Source organism: Flavobacterium panacis, from assembly GCF_024649945.1.
GTDB classification, from domain to species: Bacteria; Bacteroidota; Bacteroidia; order Flavobacteriales; family Flavobacteriaceae; genus Flavobacterium; species Flavobacterium panacis.
In genome coordinates this window covers 565,107-587,194 of the sequence record NZ_JANKMS010000001.1, presented here as the reverse complement: position 1 = coordinate 587,194, position 22,088 = coordinate 565,107, and the positions used below count along the sequence as shown (strand labels likewise).

The following is a 22,088-nucleotide window of genomic DNA, read 5'->3' as shown; positions in this document are numbered from 1 at the left end:
ATTAAATCTGAATTTTTGAAAAAAGTTAGAATTTATAACTGTATCCAAAGTGAACAACCTGTGTTTCATAGTAATCCCGACTATTGTATGAAAATCCCATTCCCTGAATTTCTCTCTTAATTACCAGCGTATTGAAAATATCAGAAGCATTTAAAAAGACTTCTCCTTTTCCTTTTTGAACTGTTTTCTTAAGACCTAGATCGACTGAAAATCTAGAATTAATTTTTCCTTGTGGAATAATATCTGGTGCTAAATAAATCATGGAAATTTGACCTTTTAGCGTTTTATCGAATTGAACGGTATTATTCCATTTTAAATTTCCTGAAACCATCTGTTGACGTTCTCCAAAATAAGTACTTGGCTGCGGATATAAATTGGTAACCGAAAATGCATCAATGGTATTTTGATAGATATTCCCATTCAAATTAAAAGAATACCAAGAGTTTAGTTCTTGCGCATAAATAGCCTCAATACCAGCTGAAGAACTTTTGTCAGCATTTTGAAAAACATTGTAAATCAAAGTACTACCTGGAACTGTTGTAGCAATTCGGGTTATGGTTCCGTTTACAATTCTATAGTACAGAGAGGCTGTCAAACTTCCTTTTTCGATGGTTTTTTTATAGCCTAATTCAAATGCGCTTGTAAACTGTGGTCGTAAAGCAGGGTTGCCGACTTTGATAATCTCTGCATCATCATATTTAGGAAAAATACGAATATCAACTTCATTCGGTCTATCAACCCTGCGATTGTAAAATGCTGTAATTTTATTTTGCTCGTTTATTTTATAACCAAAACGCACGCTCGGAAAAGGTTCTGTATAATTATATCCATCACTTTTATACGTTGGATGATTAGGATTAACATCATAATTTAATTTTACGTATTCCAAGCGAAGTCCAATTTCTGCTTCGATTTTATCTGTTTCATAAATATAGTTGGAGTAGAGGGCTGGAATAATTTCTTTGTACGTTGCCCATCCGCCTGCATTGGCATCAATAGGAGAATTTTCACCAGGAAAAAACTGCATATTGGTTGGGATTTCTCTGTTTCTAAGTTTGAAACCGGTCTCAAAACGCCCGTATTTTAATGGACGAACATAATCCAAATTCAAATCCAAAACCTTTTCATCTGAAAGAAGTTTAAAAGCATCTTTTCCAGTAAAATCGGGCATTATATTGGTGAAGAAATATTGTTCATCTTCTCTGTGATAGGTATAATTAATTCCGGCAGTTAATTTACGACCAGCTTCTTTAAATTTATGTTCGTAGGAAGCACTCGCCATCACAGTTGTTTTGAGCTCATCTTCTAAAAATTGCCACAAACGAAGACGCTGTGAATAATCTTGATTAAAGAAAGGTTCATCTCCATTATCAATAATTTTTTCACTTCCAAAAAGTCCAGAAAAGGCAAAAGTATTGTTCTCGTTATAATTCCAGTCGATACCGGTTTTAAGAGTGGTAAAATGAGTGTTTCGATTTCTAACCGTCTGCTGATTAACCACACTACCATCGTCATAAGTACGTGTTACAAATTCATTTTTATTGAGTGTTTCTGTATACAGATAATCAGCCTGTAGGTAGGCATTTATTTTTTCTTTTCGATAGTTTAAGGACAACGAAGGATTGATTTTTGGAGTCATTTGATACTGAGGACGTACTGAAGGAAGATTTGTTTTTCTTTCCCATAAAGCGCCATAACCAGAACTGATTCCGATTTTACCATTAAAACCTTCCTGTTTGTTTTTTTTATAAATGATATTGATTATTCCTGCATTTCCGTTAGCATCAAATTTAGAAGATGGATTATTGATAATTTCAATTCTTTCAATAGCAGAAGCAGGAATGTTATCCAGACCCGACTGATTTCCAAAACCAGTGAGCGCAGTTTGTTTTCCATCAATTAAGATCATTACTTTATCATTTCCTCTCAACTGAATTTTTCCTTCATTAGTTGTAATTCCGGGAAGACTCTGCATGGACTGAAGAACAGATCCGCCGCTCTGTGCAATATTATCGGCGACTGAAAAGACTTTTTTATCGATTTGAGTTCCTGAATTAGAAGATTTTGCAGTAACTACAACTTCAGTCAGGTTATTGATATCTTGCTCGATTTCAATAGTATTAAGATCAAGATAATCAGAAAGACTTCCAACAAATAATTTTTGTGTTTTGGTTTTAAAACCTATAGAAGTAATTTCAAGCAGATAATTTCCCGAAGTTATATTTGGAAGGATAAAACGTCCGTCTTCGCTGGTTACAGTACCTGCTATAAATTTTTGATCAGTGGCATTTTTAATTACGATATTGGCAAAAGGAACAGGTTCTTTAGATACATGATCTTTTATAAGACCTGAAACTGATGCAGTATGGTTTTGGGCGGAAACGCTGCAAACTTTCATTAATAGAAATGAAAACAGCAAAATCATTTTTAATTTCATTATACTGGATTATAAATTATTGCAGTACAAAGATTAAAAGTGATTTTGCAGAAATTCTGAATTGGCTAAAACCTTACGCTGAAACTATGAAGATTATTTTCAAAAGAGTAATTAATAGCCCAATTATTGACCTCCGCAATTTTTTTGACTATCGCAAGTCCCAGACCACTCCCTTGAGAAGAAGGATTATTTTTAGAAAATCTATTGAAAAGTTTTTTGGTGTCAAGGGAAGTTTCAACACCAGTATTTTGAAAAATAATTTCATTTTCGAGTGTAATTACTACAATCTGACCGCCTTTTTTGTTATGACGAATAGCATTAAGGAACAGGTTGTTAATTAGAACTTCGGTCAGAGCAGGATTAGCAATAATGTCTAAACTGTTTCTAAAATCAATTGTAATAGCAATTTCTTTATAATCGGCCTGTTCTGTAAAAAAGTCAAGATGTTTTTCAATATAACTGTTGATGGTAATCGGGCTTTTTTCTAGATAAATTTCATTGTCAATTTTGGAAAGAAGCAATAAATTTTTATTGAGTCTGTTGAGTCTGGAAACATCATTAGAAATTGAACCAACAAGATTTGATTGGTCTTTATTGAGATCAAGCTGCGACAAAGTTTCTATTTTAGTCTGAAAAAGGGCAAGAGGAGTCTGAAGTTCATGTGCCGCATTTTCGATGAACTCTCTCTGACTTTTGTAAATAGCCGTATTTTTTTCAATTAAAAGCTCTAGACTTTTGTTTAAGCGGTCAAATTCGTCAATATGAGTTGGAGGAAAATCGGGCGCTTTATTTTTATCAATTTCAAAGTCATGAATCTGATTTAAAGTATTATAAAAAGGCTTCCATAATTTGACAGAAGTTATTTTTGAAAGCCATATAATACCAACAAGAAGTATGATGATAATTAATAAAAACATGGCTGCTACACTAAAAACCATTCCTTCCATTTCCAGAAGATTGATTCTTTCTGTATAGGTATATTTTTTGCCATTAATAGTAACAGGAGCATAAAGAATTCGGAAAGGTTCATCTGCTTCCGCAATGTCATCATACATGATAACGCCTACAATACTGTCTTTTTTCACCCCCATATCAGGAACAATCATAACATCGCGATTGTACTTATTCCAGAGTGTAATATCATTTTCTGTAAAATTAGAATGACTTTCTTTTACAAAAGCGCCTTTATGCATTAAAAGGACTTCTTCTGTCTCGTAAATATAAAGCCATTGACTGATGAAATAAAATACGGGAGCCGCTATCAGTAGAATGATAACAGAAAAAATCAGAAAGCTTTCTGTGCTTTTTTGAAGTAATTTTTTTTTATTCATCTTCCCATCTGTATCCGAGTCCGTAAACTGTTTTGATATAATCGCCAGCTCCAGCCTGATTGAGTTTCTTTTTTAAATTTTTGATATGAGCATAAATAAAATCGTGATTGTCCAGCATATCGGCCATATCGCCAGAAAGATGTTCTGCAATAGCTGATTTGGATAATACTCTTTCTTTGTTACCAATAAGGAACAGCAGCAAATCTATTTCTTTTTTGGTCAAATCCAGTTTTTGATCTTTTACGGTAACACTTTTAGAGAAAATATCAATTGTTATTTCATTAAAAACAACACTGTTACTTCCGTTAAAATTTTTACGGCGTATAAGAGCCTGCATACGCACAAGAAGTTCAGAAAGATGAAAAGGTTTGGTAAGATAATCATCTGCACCAAGATTAAAGCCTTCTATTCTGGTTTCAAGGGTTTCTTTTGCCGAAATAATAATGACACCCTCAGTCTTATTTTTCTTTTTTAATTCCTTTAATATTTCAAAACCATCACCATCCGGCAACATTAAATCTAAAAGAATACAATCGTAATCATAGTTTTCAATTTTATTGAGTGCCAGATTGTAGGTATGAGCCGTTTCACATTGTATACTATTGCTATTAAAGTAATCTTTAATGTTTTGCGCAATTTCTTTTTCGTCTTCTATAATTAAAATCTTCATGCTACAAATGTTATTTTCAATTTTGAAGAAAATCTGAATAGGCTGTTTTTTGATTGACTAAATTTAGAAAAAAATATTTACTTAGGATAATTTGCAATTAGTTCGTAAAGTATTTATTCTCTACAGATTTGAATAAAAAAAGGCTGCCCTGAAAGACAACCTTTTTATTAGAAAAGCTTATTTTTATGTATGCTTAAAAGGAATGAGAAAGACTTACTGTCATACGTGCGCCGTTCTCTTTTACATAACTCATGTTATTTACTTGCCATTGCGAAATCACCGAATAGTAATCTTTGTTGAGTAAATTTTCTACTCCTAAACGTAGTGTTGTTTTTTCATTAAACACATAACTTGAGGAAAGATTAAAAGTCGTAAATGCTTTTATAGGCCCTGTCCCGTAAGTGTAGGCTCCGTTTACAGGTTCAAATCGGTCTCTTCCTGAAGTATTTACCATCTGCATAAAAATCGACCAGTTTTCTAATGGTCTGTACGAAGCAAAAGCGGTTAGTTTAGGAGGGTTAATACGATCTCCACCAAGATAAACTTCGGCTGTTGTAGTTTCTCTTTTTCCTTCTGTATAAGAATAGTTTGCGCCAAGATCAAATTTAGGGTGAAACCTATATTTAGCACCAAATTCGAAACCATAAATTTTTTCAGGAGAACGTGAAATCTGCGGATTACCATCTACATAAACATAAGAAGCTCCTAATTTAGAAGTACTGTAATAAACAGCTCCTTCATAAGAAAGATCTGAAATTACACCAGAAAAACCAACTTCGTAGTTATTAGCTACTACAGCTTTGATAGAAGTATTGCTGACCGTATTTTCCTTTGCTTGACGCAGGACAAGCCCTAAATCGGCTACACTGAAACTTTGAGAAAAGCTGGCAAAAGGTTTAAAAGCTGTCCATTTAGTATAACGAAGTCCAGCATTAAACATAAGAGTATTAAAATCTAAACTTCCACCATTAACGTTAACGCCACCGCCAACATAAGTGCCTGCTACGTAGTTTCGAATAGCAATGGTAGTGTAATCAGGAACTTTTATGTGCACATTTTCAAGTCTTAGACCTGTTTTTAATACCAAATTTGGACCAAACATATTTTTAATTTGGAAATAGGGTGCAAGGTTTGACATTTTCATTTCAGGAATAACAAGTCTTCCGTCTGTTAAATGAGTATCTGTGATATCAGAAAGGATATCGAGACCATAAGTTACATTTCCATTAATTAGATCGTTTACTTCATACGGGCTATTCATATTAAGACGAAATCCAAGTTTTTTACTCTGAGTGGCAGGTTGTCCGTTGTTTTCAAAAAAGTCACTGTAATTAATTACAGTCAAGTAATCCTGAAAATATAAAACAGCGCTCAGATCGGTATGTCCGATAATATTCTTTCCTGTGTAGGTTAAACTTGCATTGTGATTATACGGAGTCCCTTCAGATTCGCCTGGCCTAGTACCTTTTACACCAATAGTTGGTCTATCAAAGTTTCCGTAAACTCCTGCTTGAGCAATGTAATCGGTAACTTGAGTACTTTTATAATAGTTGTACATAGCTTCTAGACGATTATTTTCATTAAAATCATAACCTAATTTAGCGAAAGCATTCCAGTTTCTAAGATCGTTCATTCCGTAATCAGGTGAAAGGACACGACCTTTTGCGTCACGATAAAGACCTGTTTCTTCATATCGTCCGCTGACTACATAGTTGAATTTATCTGCTTTACCGCTAAAAAGCTGAGAAACAAAGAATCCTGCAGTTTCTTTCGGTTTGATAAGCGAAAATGCGCTTCCAACTTCAGTTGTACCGCTAAAAAGTTTGTTTTGATTGGCCTTTTTGGTGATGTAATTGATAAGTCCGCCATCGGCACCATTACCATAAATTGCTGTAGCTCCTTTTATAACTTCTACACGTTCCAAAGCAGCTGGATCAAGTGAACGTATATCTTTTGCGCCATCTCTCAGTGGAGTAGATTGAGGAATACCATCAATCATAATCAATACTCGACGACCGCGAAGTGTTTGTCCAAGGTTTGAAGTTCTGTTCGTACTGAATCCTAATCCGGGAACTGAAGCACCTAAAATATCACTCATATTAGTGCTTATGCTTAGCTGTTGTTGAAGTTGTTTTTTAGAAATAAGAGTAACTGATGATGGTACTTGATCAAGACTTTCTGCCTGTCTGGTAGCAGAAATCACTACTTCATGAAGTTCATTGTCCGATTTAGATTTATCTCTAATAGTATCTTGTGTAATATTGTTTTGGTTTGTTTGATTTTGTTGTGCGTGTATAGAGCTTGCTGCGAGTAGCAACAGCATTACGGGAATATAAATTTTCATTTTACTTATTTAGACTTAATTAATATAAGGCAAAAATATGCATTTCAGTTTGTTGCTACAATCAATAAAGAATGATGTTTACTTAATTGGTAAGATTTCTTAGTTATTCTGTAAATGCAACTTATTGTTAATTAGGACTATGTGTATTTTGTGATTGCACTTTTTTTATTTCCTTTAAGTAATATCTTAAGTAAATCTTAAGAGAAAAGTTACTCTGTTACAGTGAAAATTAGAAAACTAAAAAGTAACAGCTGAATTTTAAAATTTGGTTACTTTTTTTTAGATAATTATTGGACATTATAGTAGACATAATTTGATTTTTATAAATAAATTATTTCTTCTGTGTATGAAAGTACTGCCAGTTTTTAATACGTTTTTAAATCATTTTAAAGGAAGAAAAGGGATTTCATTTCTACGTGAAAATGATAAAATTAAAACCTATAATCCTGTTTGTTTCTTTGGAAGTGAAGAAGATCCCGAAATTAGAAAACGTTTTACAGAATCGGATATAAAAACTGTTGAAATTCCAGGTTCACACCATTATAACAATGATTACACTAAAATTGCAGAAATCATTTTAAAAGAAATGAAATTGTAAAAGACGATTTTTAAGTTTGTTGTTTTTACTTACTTTTTCAAAAGATATAAAAACGCTAAATCTTTCGGTTTAGCGTTTTTTAGTTACCCAAAAACAGCACTATACTTTCAATACAATTTGTTAATTCAAATAAGAATGAATTAATTTGTGATGCCATTCCGAAATTTTGCAAGTTTTTCTCAAAATAGAAAATAAAGTATATCTATAAAAGTCAAAACTTTTATTCTGAGATAGCTTTAACTGCAGAGACATTTATACTCAATCAACAAAAATGTAATCCTAATTAATTATTTTGTTAAAAGAAAAAGAAAAATGAAAATCAATTTAAATAGTCAGTTAAGTAAAATTTTAATGCTGATCGTTTTCTCAGTTAGTGTAAATGCTCAGTTAAAAACTACTGAGAGTGAAGTCGGATTAGGTTGGAGTAACAATTCTGTCAATACAGTTATTTTTAGAAATAGTGCACTTACTTCTTTCAAAGGAGATCAATACACAGCTTATTATGATCCGGAAGGCAGAATGGTTTTAGCCAAAAGAAAATTAAACTCAAAAAAATGGGACAAACTCATTACTCCATATAGTGGAAATGTAAAAGATGCCCACAATGATATCAGTATTGTAATAGATGGAGAAGGTTATCTTCACGTGAGCTGGGATCATCATGATACGCGCTTGCGTTATGCTAGAAGTAAAAAGCCATTTTCTCTAGAATTAGGAGAAGAAAAACCAATGACAGGAATCGATGAAGATAAAGTAACGTATCCTGAATTTCATAATTTATCAAACGGAAATCTATTGTTTTGCTACCGTTCTGGAGCTTCTGGAAGAGGAAATTTAGTTATAAAATCGTATGATCTAAAAAAACAAGAATGGACCTCTTTACAAAATAATTTACTGGATGGAGAAAACCAACGTAGTGCGTATTGGCAAATGTGTATAGGTAAAAAAGGGATTTATATTTCGTGGGTTTGGAGAGAAAGCTGGGATGTGTCGACGAACCATGATGTTTGTTATGCTTTTTCTGCTGATGGAGGAAAAACATGGCAAAAGTCTACAGGAGAAAAATACATTTTGCCTATTACAAAAGCAACAGCTGAACATGCCTGGGAAGTGCCACAAAACAGCAGTTTAATAAACCAAACAGCTATGACTGTAGATGAAAAAGACAATCCGTATATCGCTACTTACTGGAATAATAACAGTAAGCCACAATACAAAGTAGTCTATTTATCTGATGGAAAATGGAATTTAATGGATACCGATTTTCGTAAAACATCTTTTAACCTTGGTGGGGGCGGAACTAAAAGAATTCCTATTTCACGACCTGAAATTCTGGTAAACAAATCGATGCTGTATTTGCTTTTTAGAGATGAAGAAAGAAATAATAAAATAACCTTAGCTTCTGCCAATTTAAAGACTAAAAAATGGCAATTAGATGATGTAAGTCGCCTTACAGTAGGGCAATGGGAACCTAATTTTGATAAAGAACTCTGGAAAGAGAAACAAGAACTACACATTTTTTCTCAAAATGTAAATCAGGCAGATGGTGAAGGATTGGTAAACGCAAATCCGGAGCCTGTTCAAATTTTGGAAGTAAAACAACTACCTGTTTTGAAAGATTAATTATCTGCGAAAAAGAAATAAATCTTAAATTATTTCAAACACATATATACATAGATTTATGAAGTTTTAGAAAGGCATTTCATTTGTTTAAATAAACATAGCGAAAATCTATGTTAAAGAAATAAATTGCTTTATTGTAGGTTTTTTTTAACTACAAATCCTATGTTTCTATGTGTTGAAACTAAATTTAGGACTAGTTAATTTTTGAGGTAATTTTTATTATAAATATAATTTTTCCCTTTCACATTTTTTTATTTCATAATTATGAATAATGTGAAATAATGCCTTGTAAATACATTTTTAATGTGCTTTTGCGGAAATACCCCTTCTAATTTACTGTAACGCCCCTCTTATCTTATAGGTGGTTATCTAAATTTGTGAAGTTGATTTTATTTCGGAACTAGGCACGTTATTTTTTAGTGAGGAAAATGCATTTTTTTAAATGTATTTCTAATAAGTACTTATTGCCCATTCTGAAATAAATGGAAGAGTATTAAATTTTAAAAACCATTGTGTAGTTAAATGAAAAAAATTGTATTAGCACTTACTTTGTTTTTGGGTCTGCAAAATAATTATGCCCAGAATAATGAATGGGAAAATCCTCAAATTTTGGATCGAGGAAAAGAAGCAGGACGAAGTTCATTTCTTCTATTTAGTAATGAAGCTGAATTAAAGGAAAACAATCCAAAAAAATCGGCATTATATCAAAGTTTAAACGGACTTTGGAAATTCGATATTGTAAAGACTCCAGCACAAAGACCTGCGAATTTTTTCGAGCCAGGACTTAATGTTAGCAAATGGTCAGAAATTCAGGTGCCTTCAAACTGGGAGTTGCAAGGATTTGATATTCCTATTTATACCAATATTGTGTATCCGTTTCCTAAAAATCCTCCTTTTATTGCGGGAGATTATAATCCTGTTGCAAGTTACAGACGCAATTTTACGATTTCAGATTCTTGGAATGACAAAGAAATCATACTTCATTTTGGTTCTATTTCAGGTTATGCGCGAGTGTTTTTGAATGGAAAAGAGGTCGGAATGACAAAAGCATCCAAAACTCCTGCTGAATTTAATATTACTTCTTTTCTAAAGAAGGGAGAAAATTTACTTGCGGTTCAAGTTTTTAGATGGCACGATGGAAGTTATCTAGAAGATCAGGATTTCTGGAGATTAAGCGGAATTGAACGCGATGTTTATTTACAGGCAATGCCAAAAACTACGGTTTGGGATTATTTTATAAAAAGCGATTTAGACAATCAATACAAAAACGGACTTTTTAGTTTGGATGTTACCTTGAAAACTTTCCAAAACAATAAAATCAAAAATCCATCTGTAAAAGTAGAATTGTTTGATAAAGAAGGGAAAACGGTTTATTCTGAAAGTAAAAAAGCAAACGCAAAAGAAACCAATATCAGTTTTTCAAAAACCATTGAAAATGTAAAACAATGGAATGCTGAAACACCAAATTTATATAGCTACACCATTACATTGTTAGACAGTAAAGGAAATATTCTGGAAGCAGTTTCTAAAAAAACAGGTTTTAGAAAAGTTGAAATCAAAAACGCACAGCTTTTGGTTAACGGAAAAGCAGTGATGGTAAAAGGTGTGAATATTCACGAACATGATGATGTTAATGGACACGTTCCAAACGAAGAATTAATGTTGAAAGATCTTCAGTTAATGAAAGAATTCAACATCAATGCTATTCGTATGAGCCATTATCCGCACGATACTAAATTTTATGATTTGTGTGATGAATATGGTTTTTATGTCGTTGACGAAGCCAATATCGAATCGCATGCAATGGGTGCAGAATGGCAAAACTGGTTTGATCAGAAAAAACATCCTGCATATTTGCCAGAGTGGGCGCCGTCACATTTAGATCGTATCAAAAGAATGTTTGCATTTGATAAAAATCATCCGTCGATTATTATTTGGTCTTTAGGAAATGAGTGCGGAAACGGACCTGTTTTTTACGATGCTTACGATTGGTTAAAACAAGTCGATACAACACGCCCTGTTCAGTTTGAGCAGGCTGGAGAAAATAGAAATACGGATATTGTTTGTCCGATGTATCCTGGAATTAAAAGTATGAAATCTTATGCTGAAGCTAATAAAAACCGTCCGTACATTATGTGTGAATATGCACACGCAATGGGAAATAGCGGTGGAAATTTTCAGGAATATTGGGATATCATCAACAGCAGTAAACACATGCAAGGTGGTTTTATCTGGGATTGGGTTGACCAAGGAATAAAAACCAAAGATGCAAACGGAAAAACATTTTGGGCGTATGGTGGAGATTTAGGTGGTTCAAAATTACAGCATGATGAAAATGGTTGTGCTGATGGAGTTATTTTCTCAAACAGAACGCCAAAACCAGCTTTAAGCGAAATCAAAAAAGTATACCAAAATATTCATTTTCAGCTTTCTGGTTCAGATTTAACAGTAACGAATTTGTATAATTTCACCACTCTTTCTGATTATAATTTCAAATGGGAATTGACTAAAAATGGTGTAAAAGTAAAATCAGGAGAATTTAATTTGAATAATGCGCCTGCAGAAAGTAAAAAAGTCGCTTTAGATTTAGGTTCAATTGATGAAAATTCAGAATATTTTTTAAATGTTTATGCGGTTTCAAAACACGATGCGCCATTAGTAAAAAAAGGACATGAGTTTGCAAGAGAACAGTTTGCAATAGGAAAAGGTTCTTATTTTAAAAACAATAACAGCGAAAAAAGTACTTCAAAATTAAAGTATGCTGTAAAAGGTAATTTGGTGTCATTTGAAACAGAAAAGATTGCGGGAGAATTTGATCTTCAAAAAGGAGAAATTTTAAAATACAATTTGAAAAACGAAACGACTCCAATTTTTACCAATTTCCCAACTCCATATTTCTGGCGTGCTCCAACTGATAATGATTTTGGAAGTAACATGGAAAATAAACTGGTAGTTTGGAAAGAAGCATCGCAAAATGCAAAAGTGGTAAGTGCAACAGTAGACAAAAAATCTTCTGAAGGTTTAGTGATAAAAGTAGTTTACAAATTAGCAGGAGTCGATCTTCCTTATACAGTAGATTATTTAATTCAAAATAATGGAGCGATAAAGGTTACTGCCGCTATAGATTTGTCAGGAAAAGAATTACCAGAAATGCCTCGTTTTGGAATGCGTGCGAAGTTGAATGGAGCATTCGAGAATTTAAGTTATTACGGAAGAGGTCCTTGGGAAAATTATTCGGATAGAAATTCAGCAGCATTTATTGGAGAATACTCCGATAAAGTAATCAATCAGTACACTAAAAGTTATATTCGTCCACAAGAAGGTGGTTATAAAACAGATGTTCGTTGGTTAGAGCTACAAAATGCAAATGGCAAAGGAGTAAAAATCGAAGGATTACAGCCACTTGGATTTAGTGCACTCAATATCTCAACTGAAGCTCTGGATCCAGGAAAAACAAAAGCACAAAGACATCCATCAGATTTGGATTTAGATTCTAAAGAAGCAGTGTATCTTCATCTCGATTATAAACAAAGAGGTCTAGGCGGTGATGACAGCTGGGGACGTTTGCCACACGATCAATATCGATTATTAGACAAACAATACCATTATTCTTATATAATTTCACTTGTAAATTAGTGTTTTTAGTTATGTTTGTAAAAAGAAGCCTATGAGTTCTGCTCATAGGTTTTTTGACTATCTAAGTTTCCAAAAAACCAACCAAACCAACCCGTGAAAAAGCAAATCCTAGTTTTTTTAGCATTTGTAATTTGTTTTACAGCTAAACCACAGACTGTAGGGAATTCTATTCCCAAATTCGGACAGAAAAAATATAATATTGGATATCTCGGAATCAAAAACGGTTTGGCGAATAATGCTGTAACCTCAGTTTACAAAGATAAAAGAGGTTTAATGTGGTTTGGAACTTATGACGGCGTAAGTCGATATGATGGTTACAATTTTTTGAATTTCAGAAATGAACCAAACGATCCCAATTCTTTAGCCAACAATAGAATTGTAAGTATTTGCGGTACTCAGAATGAAATTTGGATTGGAACAAAAGGAGGAATTTCGGTTTATGATTATCTGAGCAATCAGTTTAAGACAAAAAATTATATCGATGCAAAAACTTCTAAAAGTACACGAATCGATATTGTTGTCAATCAAATTCGCGATTATAAATCGAAAATGTACATTGCAACAGCAGGAAAAGGCTTGCTTTATGCTGCAAAAGAAAAAGGAATAATTGTTCAGATTCCGCTTTTAATAAACGGAAAAATGCAATGGGATTTTCATGTACAGGAAATGGATTTCGATCCATCCGGAAAGTTGTGGTGTTCTGTTGCAGGAGTTGGTTTAGTAGCGATGGAATCGGGAGCAAAAAATCTTTCTCTTGTTTTTGAAAGTTCTATTGCGAGTGGCTGTATTTTAATCGATAAATATTCGAATATTTGGTTGGCTACAGAGGAAGGACTTTTAAAATATAATACCCAAACAAAAACGCGTCATCTTTATAACAATCAGGAAATTCAATATCCAATTTCTGATTTGATGTTTAAGGCGGCTACCAATGAACTTTGGATTGCTACAAACGGAAATGGTGTTGTAAAATACAATTACAATAAAGATTCTTTTTCGTTGCTAAATGCTTGTCTTGACGAAGAAAAACTCAATAGTAACGCCATATCATCGCTTTATTTCGATAATGAAAATCGAGTTTGGATTGGTACTTTAAGAGGTGGTGTAAATACAATCGAAGAGACGAAAAGTCCTTTTGTTACGATTTCTAAAAATGAGCAGTCTAAAAATACTTTGCCAAGTGATTTTATTCTTTCGTTATGCGAGCAAGATTCAGAAAATCTTTGGATTGGAACAGATGGAGCTGGAGCAAGTCTTTGGAACCGAAAAACAAATACTTTTACCAATTATGCTTATAGTGCCAATAATCCAAATTCGCTTAGCAACAATTTCGTTTCAGATATTCTTAAAGACAATAAAGGAACTTGGTTTGGAACTTATGGTGGAGGCGTTTGTCTTTTTAATTCCCAAACCCATAATTTCAAGAAATACAATCTGTATAGTCCAAAAATAAAAGCAGTTCAAAAAAATATTTGGGTATTATATAAATGTAAAAAGAATATATTGTGGGCAGCTTCGCCAGATGAAGAAGGTTTGTATCGATACAATGAAAAAACTGATCAGTTTGATTTTGTCGATGCTAGAATTCGCGGTATTATTTCGATAGCAGAAGATCAAGAACATCTTTGGATTGGGAATTTTTCGAAATTATTTCAGTTAAATCCTAAAACGCTTCAAAGCAAATCAATCGACGTAAAATATCCTGTTCGTTCCATTGTTCCACATTCAGATACAAAAATGCTGATGGGTACAGAAGGCGGAGGTTTGATGATCTTGAATCCGAAAACCTTTCAACGAAAATTTCTAACACAACGAAATGGACTTCCAAATAATTCCATTTTAAATATTGTGAGAGATAACCAAGGAGTTTATTGGTGTAGTACATATAACGGAATATTTGCCTATAATATGGATACAGGCAAAATTACAAGTTACCATGATGCTGATGGACTTCAGAGCAATCAGTTTAATTACAATGCAGCATTGAGACTTTCTACGGGTGAAATTGTCTTTGGAGGAATCAAAGGTTTTAACATTATTGATACGAAAATAAACAGTCAGGTTCATGCTTTTCCGAAACTAATCGTCACTTCGATTAAAGTAAATAATAAAACGTATGATCAAGACGGTTTAGGCGCTTTTGGAATTAATCAATTAAAATTGCCTTATGACGAATCGATGTTAAATATTGATTTTGCTGCATTAGAATACAGTTTACCAGAGAAAATTTCATACGCATATTTTTTAGAAGGCTGGGATTCGCAATGGCATTATGTGGATAATATTCGAAGTGCCAATTATTCCAGAATTACAGAAGGAGATTATGTGTTGAAAATTAAATCTACGAATGCAGAAGGAATTTGGAATTCAAAATCTATTTCACTTCCAATCACAATATTGCCGCCTTGGTACAGAAGTGGTTTGGCTTATTTTATCTATTTTATACTGATTTGTGGCGTTATTTATCTAGTCGATAGATACCAACGTCAGCAGGCAAAATTGAAATATGAAGTGAAATTATCACAGGATTTGGCTAAACAAGAGAAAGAGTTGAATGAGAAAAAAATAACCTTTTTCACTAATATTTCTCATGAGTTTAGGTCTCCTTTAACGATGATTATTAATCCGCTAAAAGATATCATTTATGGGACTGATCAGCAGATTGATCCTGGTGCAATTGAAATGGTTTACAGCAATTCCAGAAGATTATTGAGTCTTGTGGATCAGCTGCTTCTTTTTAGAAAAACAGAAACAGAGACAGGAAAACTTAAAATTGGTCAAATCGATATTGTAGAGCTTGCCAAAGAAGTTTTTAGTTGTTTTGTTCATCATGCCAAAACAAAAAAAATAGACTACAGTTTTAGTATTTCTGAAGAGAGAGTTCTGGTATATGTAGATCGTGAAAAAATAGAAATGGCTTTGTTTAATTTGATTTCGAATGCCTTAAAATTTACCGAAAAAGAAAACGGAAGTGTCGCTGTCAATTTGAGATGTAAAGAAAATGAAGTGATTATAAAAGTCGTGGATAATGGTGAAGGTGTTCCAAATGCAGATAAAGAGAAAATTTTTAATCTGTTTTATCAGTCCAATACTAACATAAAAAACAATCGTAAAGGATTTGGTATCGGACTTTATCTAGTAAAACAATTTGTGAATCAGCATTCTGGACAGGTAAGTTGTCGGGACAATAAACACGGCGGATCAACTTTTGAAATCAGATTACCACTTGGAAAAGAACATTTTGGAGATATTGAAATCAGAGAAGATTTGAGTGACAGAACTTTATTTTTGGAAGAAGCTTTAGAAGATACTGTGATTCGCGAAAATGTATTGCAAACTCTTGAAGAACCTGAAACGGTTAGTGATTTAATTAAAGATGCCAAAAGTATTCTTGTAGTAGATGATAATCCACAGATACGAAATTATTTAAAGCGAATATTAGCTTCAAAATACCATATTACATTGGCTGAAAATGCAGAAGCAGCTTTAGCAATAATTAAAAAAGTACAACCAGATTTAGTCATTTCGGATGTGGTAATGGGAGAAATGAATGGCGTAGCTTTTTGCAAACAGATAAAATCGGATGAGGAATTAAAACACATTCCTGTGATATTGCTTACCGGAGGAACTTCAGAAGATGTAAAACTAAAAGGAGCAGAAGTTGGCGCAGACGATTATATTACAAAACCATTTGATAATGACTATTTATTGGCGAGAATCTCTGGAATCTTAGCAAGAAGAGACAGTGAGCAAAACTATCTACTTAATTCTGTAACCAAAAAAGAAGCAAATCTAAAATTATCTGATGAAGATAAAAAGCTGATTGAAAAGATTGCAGAAGTAATTGATGCCAATCTGGATATAGAGAATTTCAATGTGCATGATTTGGCTTTTCATTTAGGAATGAGTTATTCTTTAGTCTACAAAAAAATTAAAAAGATTACTGGTAAATCGGTGTCAGAATTTACGAGAAATGTACGTTTACGAAAAGTGGCCACTTTATTAATTACTACAGATTTGCAGATCAGTCAAGCGGCTTCGATTGCAGGTTTTGGTGATATTAAGTATTTTAGAAAACACTTTCAACAATTTTATAATATTAATCCTTCTGAGTTTAAGAAGAAGTATCAAAACGTAAAAGATAATAAATACATACTGAATGAAAGTTTCTGGAAATCAACCTGATTCTTTGATTTGTAACAAAATAATTAAACCTTAATCTAAAAATATAATGATGAATTTTAGACAATCATTTTTTATCGCAATAGCTTCGGTTTCGCTTGTAGCTGTTGGATGTAAAAGCGGTAATGTAAATCAGGAAAGCGGAATTAAAGAATCTAAAAAAGAAGTTATTGCTATTATTGACAAAGTAAATGACCGCTGGCAGACGACACATCAGGAACCTGGGAATGCTTTTTGGCATGTTTCGGCTTATCATACTGGAAATATGGAAGCTTACAAAGTCACTCAAAACAAAAAGTATTTTGATTATTCTATGGCTTGGGCCGAGAAAAACCAATGGATGGGCGCAAAATCAACTGATAAATCAGAATGGAAATACAATTACGGAGAAACAGATAAACATGTACTATTTGGAGACTGGCAGATTTGTTTTCAAACTTACATTGATTTATACAATTTTACAGGGAAAAATGACCCAAAAAAAATTGCCCGTGCCCGTGAAGTTATGGAATATGAAATGAGTACTTCTGCAAATGATTATTGGTGGTGGGTTGATGGATTGTATATGGTAATGCCTGTGATGACAAAGTTGTACAACGTTACTGGAAATGAATTGTATTTAGAAAAACTACATTCTTACCTGCAATATGCTGATAGTATTATGTATGATTCTGAATCGAAATTATATTTTAGAGATGCTAAATATGTTTATCCGAAACATAAAAGTGCTAACGGAAAGAAAGATTTTTGGGCAAGAGGCGATGGTTGGATATTTGCTGGTTATGCGAAAATTATTCAAGATTTACCAAAATCCGCTAGACATAGAGAGGAGTATATCAATCGTTTTAAAGATATGGCTAAAGCGTTGGCAGCAACACAACAAAAAGAAGGATATTGGACAAGAAGTATTTTAGATCCAGAACATGCTCCAGGACCAGAAACCAGTGGAACAGCTTTTTTTACCTATGGTTTTATGTGGGGAATAAACAATGGATATCTGGATAAAAAAACATATTTACCAGTGGTACAAAAATCATGGAGTTACTTAACCACTTTTGCTCTTCAACCGGATGGTACTTTAGGATATGTGCAGCCTATTGGCGAAAAAGCAATTCCAGGACAAGTAGTAGATAAAAATTCAACTGCCGATTTTGGAGTGGGTGCTTTCTTATTAGCAGCGTCAGAGGTTTACCGTTATGTGAAGTAATTAAATAATTTTTTATAATATTGAAAAGGCAGTCCAATGGGACTGCTTTTTTTGTTTTCTAGCTGTAGATTTTTAGAACATAGCCAATGGTTTCAAGCATTGTGATGCAATGAAAATTCATATTCATTCGTTTTTTGTTATGTCTACCAACACCTCCCAAGGTTTAAACCTTGGGTTATGTTTTATTAGATGTGTGTTTAATTCCTATATTTCGCTCCTCTGGAGCTTTTTTTCGTATTACATTTCGTTTCTATAAATATTTCGTCCCTCTGGGACTCTTTCTTGAAATTCAATTAAAATTAAAACGGTTTAAAGATTCTTCCTTTTCGAAATGTTGCTACTAATTTCTAAGGTTCCAGCGGAGCCAAATATTTATAGAAAAATTTACATATTTAGGAAAGAGCTCCAGCGGAGCGAAATATTTCAATTCAATGTAATTATCGATATTATATTATAAATATTCTTTTTTTGCCATTCATACAAAAAAAAGACGTTTTGTGCCTATAAATGCGGATTTACCCCTTTTATAATGTTGTAATTACCCCCTTTTACTTTTGCTTCTTACGTTAGATTTGCAATGCAGACTAGACGTAATCACTTAATAATGTGTGCTTAAAAAAATTTGAAAAATAAAATTGTAAAAAATACACTTATTTAATACTGTTACGATATTTTGCAGACTTATTAACTAATCGATTAACCAAAAATTACAACCAAAAATGACAAACTTTATTAGGAAAATTAAAGATCCTGATTATGGATCTGGATTTGATTTGAAAAAGAAACTTACACTACTTTGTGTCTTGGTTTCATTGTCGCAGGTACATGCATTTTCTACTGATTCCAGTAGTATAAAAGAAACAGAAAAAGTACAGTCACAAAATACTATTAGTGGCCAAGTTAAGGACGAGAAAGGAATTCCACTTCCTGGAGCTTCAGTTACAATAAAAGGTACAAAGAAAGGTACCATAACAGATTTTGATGGAAAATTTACTCTGGAAGGAGATGGCAGTTCCGTATTAGTAATATCGTTTGTTGGTTTTGTAACGCAAGAAGTAGCTACAAATGGTAAAACGAATATCTCGATTCAATTGAAAGAAAACGCAGCTTCATTAGACGAAGTAGTGGTAGTGGGATATGGTAAAATGAAGAAAAAAGATTTAACCGGATCAATTGTTCAGGTTAAAGCTGATGCTTTGGCAAATCAAAACCCTCAAACAGTTCAGGATTTATTGAGAGGTGTTCCAGGGCTAAAAGTAGGCTATGATCCTTCTGCAAAAGGAGGAGGATCGTTACAGATTCGTGGACAAACTTCCGTTTACAATCCTGATGGTGCTAATCACAATTCGCCACTTATTATTTTAGACGGAATGCAGTTCTACGGAGAACTTTCTGAAATTAACCCTGATGATGTTGGTCAAATTGATATTTTAAAAGATGCATCTGCAACAGCAGTATATGGATCTAAAGCGGCAGCGGGAGTTATTGTTATTTCAACCAAAAGAGGAAAAACAGGAAAACCGATCATTAATGTCACTTCAAATATGACTATTGTCAATAAAAGTGCTTATCGCGGTGTTTATTCTCCTGAAGGATATATAAAATACAGACAAGATTGGGAAACTGCTAAAACGTATGGTCTTAATACAACATCTGGAAATTATGAAGCATGGGTAACAGGAACAGCTGCAGGTAAACCAGGTTATTATACAAATCCAAGTCAATTAAGTGAGTTTGGTATAACTCAAGATCAATGGTTGGCGTATCAACCAGCTTCGCAAATTCAAGGAAAAAGCTTAAATGAAGTTTGGGGACTTCGTCTAGGAATTACGGATGCTTCACTTTTGAAAAACTTTACAGAAGGAAAAACACACGATTGGTATGGTAGCACTTTTAGAACAGGTATCAATCGCGATAATAACTTAAGCGTTTCTGGAGCAAGTGATAAAGTAAATTATTATATGTCTTTAGGATATTTAACGTCAGAAGGAGCCATTCAAGGAAATGATTATTCTGCTGTTCGTGCCAATATGAAAGTAGATGCTAAAATTACAGATTGGCTTGAATTTGGAGCAAACGTTAACTTCCAAGATCGTTCAGATGGAGATATTTCTGTTGGGACAGGAACAAATTATTGGGATGCAAATATGTTAAGAAACAGTCCATTTTCTAACTTTAAGGAAGCAAATGGTGATTATGCAAGACAACCAATGGGACCAACAATTGGAGGATATAATTATTACTATGATCGCCAATACATGGATCTTGATAAAGGATATACAGTTTTAAATACTATTTTTAATGCAAAAGTAACTTTACCTTTTGGAATTACATATTCGTTTAATGCTGCACCGCGTTATCAATTTTTCTACAATCGTTATTTTCAGTCAGCAGGTAACAAAAACTGGAATGCTGTTAATATAGGAGTAGATAGAGAAAATGGTAAAAACTTTACTTGGAACCTAAATAATACTTTAACGTGGGATCATACATTTAATGGAAAACATCATATTATAGCCACTTTTGTTCAGGAAGCAGAAGACCTAAAAACATGGTGGGACCGAATTGATGCGAATAATATTCAGCCTTCAGATGCTTTAGGATATCATAATATTGCTAATGCAACACTTGCAAATAGTTCTTTTAGTTCAAACGACACACATCAAACAGCTGATGGATTAATGGCCAGACTTTTCTATTCGTTTGATGATCGTTATATGGTAACGGGAACTGTACGTCGTGATGGATATTCGGCATTTGGAGCTTCTTATCCTTATGCAACTTTCCCATCTGTTGCCTTAGGATGGAATTTCAACAAAGAAAGCTGGTTAAACTGGAAACCATTAAGTACAGGTAAATTACGTTTATCATGGGGTAAAAACGGGAACAGATCACTTGCAGATCCGTACTTGGCTTTAGCGAACTTAAGTTCTGGTACAGGAGCCACAATGGGATATATAGATGCTTCAGGAAATATTGTAGATATGAAATATCTTGGAATAGACCGTATGGCAAATCCTAATTTACAATGGGAGAAAACAACAGCAACCAATATTGGTCTTGACCTTGGTTTCTTGGAAGACAGAATTACAACTACAATTGATGTTTATAGATCGGTTACAAATGATATGATTATGAGTCAGCGTTTGCCTGAGTTCACTGGATTTTCATCAATTGCAACCAATTTAGGGCAGGTTGAAAATAAAGGTATTGAGATAAGTCTGAATACGGTAAATATGAAAAGACCAAACTTTGAATGGACTACAATGGTTGCTTTCTCTTATAACAAGAACACTATTAATGCATTGTATGGTAATATGGAAGATATTAAAGATGCAAATGGAAATGTTATTGGAAGAAGAGAGGCAGATGATAAAACAAATGGTTGGTTTATTGGCAGACCGATTTCTCAAATCTGGGATTATAAAGTAATCGGTATTTGGCAAAAGAATGAAGTGGAAGAAGCTGCAAAATACGGACAACGCCCTGGAGATCCAAAAGTTGAAAATAGCTATACAGCTGATGATGTGAATGGAAAACCAACTTATAATGAAAAAGACAAACAGTTTTTAGGTCAGACAACACCACCGATTAATTGGTCGTTACGTAATGAATTTAAAATTTACAAAAATTGGAATTTGGCTATTAACATGTATGCGTATATGGGGCACAAATCAATGGATGGACGTTATATGAATACGTATAACGATGGTAGTTTGTATACGAATAATTACAATCCGTTCGTAAATCCGTATTGGACAATTGACAATCCAACCAATGATTGGGCACGTCTTGATGCGAGAGGACCAGCAGGAGCTGGAGTAGCAAAACTATACGATCGTAGTTTTATTCGTTTAGACAATATTTCTTTGGCTTATTCACTTCCAAAAGATCTTATTGATCGTATCCATGTTAGAAATTTCAAAATTTACGCTTCGGTTCAGAATGCTGCAACATGGTCAGCTTCTAAAGAATGGAAATACTATGGTGATCCGGAAACAGGAGGTCTTGCAACACGAATGTTTAATTTAGGATTTAACGTTTCACTTTAACAATTATT

At 33.4% G+C, this 22,088-nt stretch carries 10 protein-coding genes; 6 read left to right on the top strand and 4 right to left on the bottom strand.

The features are described from left to right. Positions 1–25: 25 nt before the first annotated feature. The 4 genes from NQQ59_RS02545 to NQQ59_RS02530 all read right to left on the bottom strand — a co-directional run bounded on the left by NQQ59_RS02545 (position 26) and on the right by NQQ59_RS02530 (position 6,782). Positions 26–2,437, bottom strand: coding sequence for a TonB-dependent receptor domain-containing protein (locus NQQ59_RS02545; RefSeq protein WP_144213312.1), 2,412 nt, complete (start codon positions 2,435–2,437; stop codon positions 26–28). 65 nt (positions 2,438–2,502) lie between these two features. After that, positions 2,503–3,768 (bottom strand): sensor histidine kinase, encoded by a 1,266-nt coding sequence (locus tag NQQ59_RS02540; RefSeq protein WP_144213311.1) that lies wholly within the window; start codon positions 3,766–3,768, stop codon positions 2,503–2,505. Beyond that, complete coding sequence (locus NQQ59_RS02535) at positions 3,761–4,438, bottom strand: response regulator transcription factor (RefSeq protein ID WP_144213310.1); 678 nt, start codon at positions 4,436–4,438, stop codon at positions 3,761–3,763. The genes NQQ59_RS02540 and NQQ59_RS02535 overlap by 8 nt, the downstream gene beginning before the upstream one ends. A 193-nt stretch (positions 4,439–4,631) precedes the next feature. Then, complete coding sequence (locus NQQ59_RS02530; protein WP_144213309.1) at positions 4,632–6,782, bottom strand: TonB-dependent receptor; 2,151 nt, start codon at positions 6,780–6,782, stop codon at positions 4,632–4,634. Between the two features lie 346 nt (positions 6,783–7,128). Here NQQ59_RS02530 and NQQ59_RS02525 point away from each other — a divergent pair, with 346 nt between their 5' ends. The 6 genes from NQQ59_RS02525 to NQQ59_RS02500 all read left to right on the top strand — a co-directional run bounded on the left by NQQ59_RS02525 (position 7,129) and on the right by NQQ59_RS02500 (position 22,080). After that, complete coding sequence (locus NQQ59_RS02525; RefSeq protein WP_257698123.1) at positions 7,129–7,380, top strand: AcvB/VirJ family lysyl-phosphatidylglycerol hydrolase; 252 nt, start codon at positions 7,129–7,131, stop codon at positions 7,378–7,380. Positions 7,381–7,692: 312 nt separating this feature from the next. Beyond that, positions 7,693–9,003, top strand: coding sequence for a BNR repeat-containing protein (locus NQQ59_RS02520; RefSeq protein WP_144213308.1), 1,311 nt, complete (start codon positions 7,693–7,695; stop codon positions 9,001–9,003). A 522-nt stretch (positions 9,004–9,525) separates the two neighbouring features. After that, a complete protein-coding gene (locus tag NQQ59_RS02515) occupies positions 9,526–12,639 on the top strand; it encodes a glycoside hydrolase family 2 TIM barrel-domain containing protein (RefSeq protein WP_144213307.1) in 3,114 nt (1,037 codons plus the stop codon). A gap of 93 nt (positions 12,640–12,732) precedes the next feature. Then, complete coding sequence (locus NQQ59_RS02510) at positions 12,733–16,824, top strand: hybrid sensor histidine kinase/response regulator transcription factor (RefSeq protein ID WP_144213306.1); 4,092 nt, start codon at positions 12,733–12,735, stop codon at positions 16,822–16,824. 46 nt (positions 16,825–16,870) lie between these two features. After that, complete coding sequence (locus tag NQQ59_RS02505) at positions 16,871–18,028, top strand: glycoside hydrolase family 88/105 protein (protein ID WP_222104874.1); 1,158 nt, start codon at positions 16,871–16,873, stop codon at positions 18,026–18,028. A 719-nt stretch (positions 18,029–18,747) separates the two neighbouring features. Then, a complete protein-coding gene (locus NQQ59_RS02500) occupies positions 18,748–22,080 on the top strand; it encodes a SusC/RagA family TonB-linked outer membrane protein (RefSeq protein WP_144213304.1) in 3,333 nt (1,110 codons plus the stop codon). Positions 22,081–22,088: the final 8 nt, after the last annotated feature.